The following is a 6,003-nucleotide window of genomic DNA, read 5'->3' as shown; positions in this document are numbered from 1 at the left end:
ACAGGGGCTTGCGGCGTCCATTTAACCTGTGGGAGCTGGCTTGCCAGCGAAGGGGGGGCGCCGCGTTATTCGAACATGAACAACGTTTCGTTGCTGAACTGCGCCTCGAACTGGTTGGCCGGCATCGGTCGCCCGAACAGGTAGCCCTGCACCTCGTCACAGCCGTGCTCGCGCAGGAACTCCAGCTGTTCATGGGTTTCCACGCCCTCGGCGATCACCGCCAGGTTAAGGCTGTGGGCCATCGCGATGATGGCGCGGGCGATCTGCGCGTCCTGTTCGCCTTCGGGCAGCCCGTCGACAAAGGTGCGGTCGATCTTGAGCACGTCGATCGGGAACTGCTTGAGGTAGTTGAGCGACGAATAGCCGGTGCCAAAGTCGTCCACCGCAATGCTCAGGCCCAGGTTCTTGAGGCTGTCGAGAATCACCATGGCCTCGTTGACCTCGCGCATCAGGATGCTCTCGGTCAGTTCCAGCTCCAGGCACGCCGGTGGCAAGCCGGTTTCGCCCAGGATGGTGGCAATCCGCGTACCCAGTTGACCATCGGAGAACTGCCGCGCCGAGATGTTCACCGACACCTTCGGCACCCGCACCTTGGCCTGGTGCCAGGCCTTGAGCTGGCGGCACGCTTCGCTGATGACCCAGTCGCCCACGTCCACCACCAGCCCCAGCTCCTCGATCACCGGGATGAAGTCGCCGGGTGGTACCAGCCCGCGCCGTGGATGGCGCCAGCGCAGCAGCGCCTCGGCGCCGGTCAGGCGTTTGCCGTCGCCACTGAACTGTGGCTGGTAATAGAGGATGAACTCGTTCTGCTCCAGCGCATGGCGCAGGTCGCTTTCCAGCTCCAGGCGCTCCAGTGCACTGGCGTTCATGTCGGCCTGGTAGAACTGGAAGTTGTTCTTGCCACGTTCCTTGGCGTGGTACATGGCCGTGTCGGCGTTCTTCATCAGCTGGCTCAGTTCGCCGCCGTCCTGCGGGCTGAGGGCGATGCCGATACTGGCCGTGACGAAGAACTCGCGGTTCTCCAGCACGAACGGCCGCACCAGGCTGGCGAGGATCTGCTCGGCCACGTTGATCGCGCGGTTCAGGGCCAGCTCGCGGGTCGCCTTGGGCTGCAGCAGCAAGGTGAACTCGTCGCCGCCCATGCGCGCCACGGTGTCATCGTCGTGCACGCAGTCGAGCAGGCGCTCGGCCATGTCCTTGAGCATGCGATCGCCCGCGGCATGCCCCAACGAGTCGTTGATCGGCTTGAAGCGGTCCAGGTCGAGGAACATCAGCACCACCCAGGCCTTCTGCCGCTCGGCCTGCTGCAGCGCGGTGTACAGGCGGTCCTGGAACAGCGTGCGGTTGGGCAGGTGGGTGAGGGCGTCGTAGTAGGCCAGGCGGTGGATGCGTTGTTCGCTGGCCTTGCGCTCACTGATGTCGGTGAAGAAGCACACGTAGCTGGCCAGGTCGCCCTCGTCGTCGAGCACCGCGGTGATGCCGACCCACGCCGGGTAGTGTTCGCCACTGCGCCGCTTCAGCCACACCTCGCCTTCCCACGTACCGCGCTGCTGCAACTGCTTGAGCACGTAGTGCAGGTGCGCTTCCTGCTGTTCGTCGACGGTGAGCATGCTCGGCAACTGGTCGAGCACATCGGTCACCGCATAACCGCTGACGCGGCTGAACGCCTCGTTGGCCTGCACGATGTAGCCGGCCGGGTCGGTGATCAGGATCGCCGACGTCGAGTGCTCGAACACCGTGGCGGCCATGCGCAGGTCTTTCTCGGCACGGCGCTGCTGGCTGATGTCGCGGCCAACGCCGAGGATGCCTTCGAAGTGGTTGCGCTCGTCCCATACCAGCACCACGCGCAGTTCGATCGGGATCTTGCGGCCATCGGCGCGCAGGCAGTCGAACAGGAACAGCTGGGTGGTCACTTCGTTGCGCAGCTGCTCCAGCGCGGCAGGCTCGGTCAGCGCATGGCTGACCCGTTCGAACAAGGTATACAGGCCTGTCAGCTGCGCCGGGTTGGCGATGGTCGACTGCCAGCCGTTGTCGAAGATCCACTGTACGTCATAGCCCAGCACCGCGTGCACCGAAGGGCTCACGTAGTTCAACTGCAAGCGCGGGTCGGTGGAGAAGATCACGTCGCTGATGCTCTCGGCGAGCATGCGGTAGCGCTGCTCGCTGTCGCGCAGCGACTCGCTGGCCTCGATCTGGTCGGTGACGTCCTTGGCCACGCCGATGATGCGCAGCACGTTGCCGGCAGGGTCGCGGGTCAGGGCCTGTTCACGGATGTCGTAACGCCGCCAGCTCTGGTCGTGGTGGCGAAAGCGTAACTGGCAGTGAAGTTGCTCGATGTAACCGGTCTGGCGCTGGTGCTGGCGCATCTGGCGGAACCGTTCGGCGTCCTGCGGGTGCAGCAGCACTTCCCAGAAGTATTCGCCCATCTGCGCCAGTTCATTGCGCGCATAGCCCAGGGTCTGGCCCAGGTGCCGATTGCTGAAGATCATGCGCAGGCTGTACACATCCTGCACATACAGTTGGTCGGGCACCGTGCGCACTACGTCCGACCAGAAGCTCTCGCGCTCCAGCAGCGACAGCTCCACGCGCTTGCGGCTGGTGATGTCGCTGATGCTCAGGATCACGGCCTGATAATCGCGGCGCTCCTGCGGGAAGCGCACCATCAGCCACAAATGCTGATCGTGGCCCAGTGCGTCGCTCAGGCGCACTTCCAGCTCCAGCAGGCGCTGGTCGTTGAGCACCGCGTCGAGCAGTTGCATGCCGACGCCGTCATCGTCCGGCGCCGCCCCTTCGATCAAGCGCCGCCAGGCACTCTGGCAGCAGTCCACACCCAGCAGTTGCAGGGCCACCTGATTGACTTCGGTGATTTTCAGCTCACGCAGCAGCGTGCTGCGCAATGACAGGTCGTTGGCCAGTCGCTGGGCCAGCGCTTCGGTGCTGCGCAGGCGTTGACGCTCCAGCAGTGCATCAAGGCCGGACAGGTCGAGCACGCACAGCGCCACGCCGGTGCCTTCGAAAATGTCCTGATAGCGCCGGCGACCTTCCTGCAGGGCGCGATGGCGGCGGCGCATGCTGATCAGTGCCAACAGCGGGATCAGTGCGCACACCAGCCCCAGTATGCATTTGCCGATCAGCGCGGGCAGCAGTTGCTGGCGACTGTGTGCGGCATCGAACAGGCCGCGCAGTTGCCAGTCGCTGTTGTCGATAAAGGCCAGCATGACGCTCTGCAGCGACGTGTCATCGCTCTGTGGACTGTCGGCGTGAGGCGGGTGACGGTCGATGACCTGTGCGTTGTGGCTGTTTTCCAGCAACCACAGCGGGTGCCCGGGGCGCTCCAGCTGTGCCGTCAGCTCGCGGTAGTAGTCAGGCGCCAGGCGCAGCAGCCAGTAACCACGGTCGCCATCGCCCGGTTGCTGCAGCAGCAGGTAGATCAGGCTGTTGTCGGGGCTGTTGCTGAAGTAATACGCCCGGCCGTGGCTGCGTTGCAGCAGCTCGCCGAGGGCCTGGCGGTCGACGCTGATGCCCGCGCTGTCACGCAGCACGTTGCCCTGGGCATCGAGCCAGGCCAGGCTGCGCAGTGCCGGCAGACGCCCGTGCAAATGCGCGAGCACTGGCGGCAGGTCGGCGGCGGCGGGGGCGTTCGGGTGCGCCTGTAACGGGTTGAGCGCGCGCTGTGCCTGCAGGGCCATGTTCAGGCTCAGGTGGTCGGCCAGGTCGCACTGGCGTCCAGGCTGTGCTGGCGACGATCGGCCAGGGTATGCCGATACTGCTCGATCACCTGCCAGAACAGCAGGGCGAGCAGCAGCAGCGCAAGGATCGCCAGCGCCCCTTTCAGCGAGCCACGCAACGTCGAGCCGGACGCAGTGCCGGCTTTGCGCAGGGATGAAAGCTGAGTCAGATTGGTCAAACAGGGTTCCTGCGGTAAGGCTGTGCCAGGGGGGGGCGCTGCCCCACACGTGTGTGGGCGCAGTGTGCGGTGTTCCTGTCGCATACCAGTCCTGGCGCGCACTATAAGCCCCACGCCCGGAGGGCGGCTAGCATGCCTTGAAGTGTGGCAAAGTGCCAGTGTTGTCCGTCTGTCGTAAGGTGTCCCGGCGCAGGCGAGCGGCTGGAATCATGGAAATGCTGATGCAGGGGTAAACGAGTGCGCCGCCGCTTTGGGCGACCCGACGCGACGTGAGCCCTCGACCATGGCCGGGGTATCCATTTGTGTCTACAATCAGCTCCTTTGATTGACCTACTTACTGGAGCTCACGTTTTGGCTCAATACGTCTACACCATGCATCGGCTGAGCAAAGTTGTGCCGCCGAAGCGGGAAATCCTCAAGAACATTTCACTGTCCTTTTTCCCTGGCGCCAAGATCGGCGTGCTCGGCCTCAACGGCTCGGGCAAATCCACCCTGCTGAAAATCATGGCCGGCGTCGACACCGAGTTCGACGGCGAAGCGCGTCCGATGCCCGAGCTGAATGTCGGCTACCTGCCGCAAGAGCCGCAACTGGACCCGACCAAGACCGTACGTGAAGTGGTCGAAGAGGCCGTCAGCGTGATCAAGGACGCCCAGGCCCGCCTGGACGAGGTCTACGCCGCCTACGCCGAGCCGGATGCCGACTTCGACAAGCTGGCCGCCGAGCAGGCCAAGCTCGAGTCGATCCTGCAGGCCAGCGACGGCCACAACCTGGAGCGCCAGCTGGAAGTCGCCGCCGACGCGCTGCGCCTGCCGGCCTGGGACGCCAGGGTCGAACACCTGTCCGGTGGCGAGAAGCGCCGTGTGGCGCTGTGCCGCCTGCTGCTGTCGGCCCCCGACATGCTGCTGCTGGATGAGCCGACCAACCACCTGGACGCCGATTCCGTCGCCTGGCTGGAGCACTTCCTGCACGACTTCCCGGGCACCGTGGTAGCCATTACCCACGACCGCTACTTCCTCGACAACGTCGCCGGCTGGATCCTGGAACTCGACCGCGGCGCCGGTATTCCGTACGAGGGCAACTATTCGGGCTGGCTCGAAGCCAAGTCCGATCGTCTGGCCCAGGAATCCAAGCAGCAGTCGGCGCATGAAAAGGCCATGAAGGAAGAGCTGGAGTGGGTGCGCAAAGGCGCCAAGGCCCGCCAGTCCAAGTCCAAGGCGCGTCTGCAGCGTTTCGAGGAAATGCAGTCGCAGGAATTCCAGAAGCGCAGTGAAACCAACGAGATCTACATCCCGGCCGGCCCGCGCCTGGGTGACAAGGTCATCGAGTTCAAGAACGTCACCAAGGGTTACGGTGATCGCGTGCTGATCGACAACCTGTCGTTCGCCATGCCCAAAGGCGCCATCGTTGGCGTGATCGGCGGTAACGGTGCCGGTAAGTCGACCCTGTTCCGCATGCTGATGGGCAAGGAACAACCGGATTCGGGCAGCATCGAGATCGGTGAGACCGTGCAGCTGGCCTGCGTCGACCAGAGCCGTGAAGACCTGGACGGCGGCAAGACCGTGTTCCAGCAGATCTCCGACGGTTCCGACCAGATCCGCATCGGCAACTACGAGATCCCGGCGCGTACCTACGTCGGCCGCTTCAACTTCAAGGGCGGCGACCAGCAGAAGTTCGTCAAGGACCTCTCCGGTGGTGAGCGTGGCCGTCTGCACCTGGCCCTGACCCTCAAAGAGGGCGGCAACGTGCTGCTGCTCGACGAACCGTCCAACGACCTCGACGTCGAGACCCTGCGCTCGCTGGAAGAGGCGCTGCTGGACTTCCCGGGTGCCGCCATTGTGATCTCTCACGATCGGTGGTTCCTGGACCGTGTGGCCACGCACATCCTGGCCTATGAAGACGATTCGCAGGCGGTGTTCTTCGAAGGCAACTACACCGAGTACGAAGCCGATCGCAAGAAGCGCCTGGGCGATGCCGCGGCACAGCCGCACCGTGTACGGCACAAGAAACTGGCATGACCCTGGCGGTCTTGCACTGAAACGGGGCCTTCGGGCCCCGTTTTTTTTGGCTTGAAATCACGCTGTGCCCTTCGCTGGCA

Annotated in this window: 2 protein-coding genes and 1 pseudogene; 1 reads left to right on the top strand and 2 read right to left on the bottom strand. The window is 64.3% G+C overall.

The window, feature by feature from the left end; all coding sequences use genetic code 11:
- Positions 1 to 65 precede the first annotated feature (65 nt).
- Positions 66 to 2,894, bottom strand: a pseudogene (locus G3436_RS03270) (sensor domain-containing protein); the annotation flags it as partial.
- 803 nt (positions 2,895 to 3,697) lie between these two features.
- A complete protein-coding gene (locus tag G3436_RS29195; RefSeq protein WP_476644166.1) occupies positions 3,698 to 3,907 on the bottom strand; it encodes a hypothetical protein in 210 nt (69 codons plus the stop codon).
- Between the two features lie 351 nt (positions 3,908 to 4,258).
- On the opposite strand from G3436_RS29195, the gene ettA reads away from it, so the two are divergent.
- Complete coding sequence (gene ettA / locus G3436_RS03265; RefSeq protein ID WP_163941235.1) at positions 4,259 to 5,923, top strand: energy-dependent translational throttle protein EttA; 1,665 nt, start codon at positions 4,259 to 4,261, stop codon at positions 5,921 to 5,923.
- Positions 5,924 to 6,003 lie beyond the last annotated feature (80 nt).

The sequence above is a fragment of the Pseudomonas brassicae genome, assembly GCF_010671725.1.
GTDB lineage: Bacteria > Pseudomonadota > Gammaproteobacteria > Pseudomonadales > Pseudomonadaceae > Aquipseudomonas > Aquipseudomonas brassicae.
Note: the sequence above shows the minus strand (reverse complement) of the source record. Positions and strands in the feature narration are given on the sequence as shown.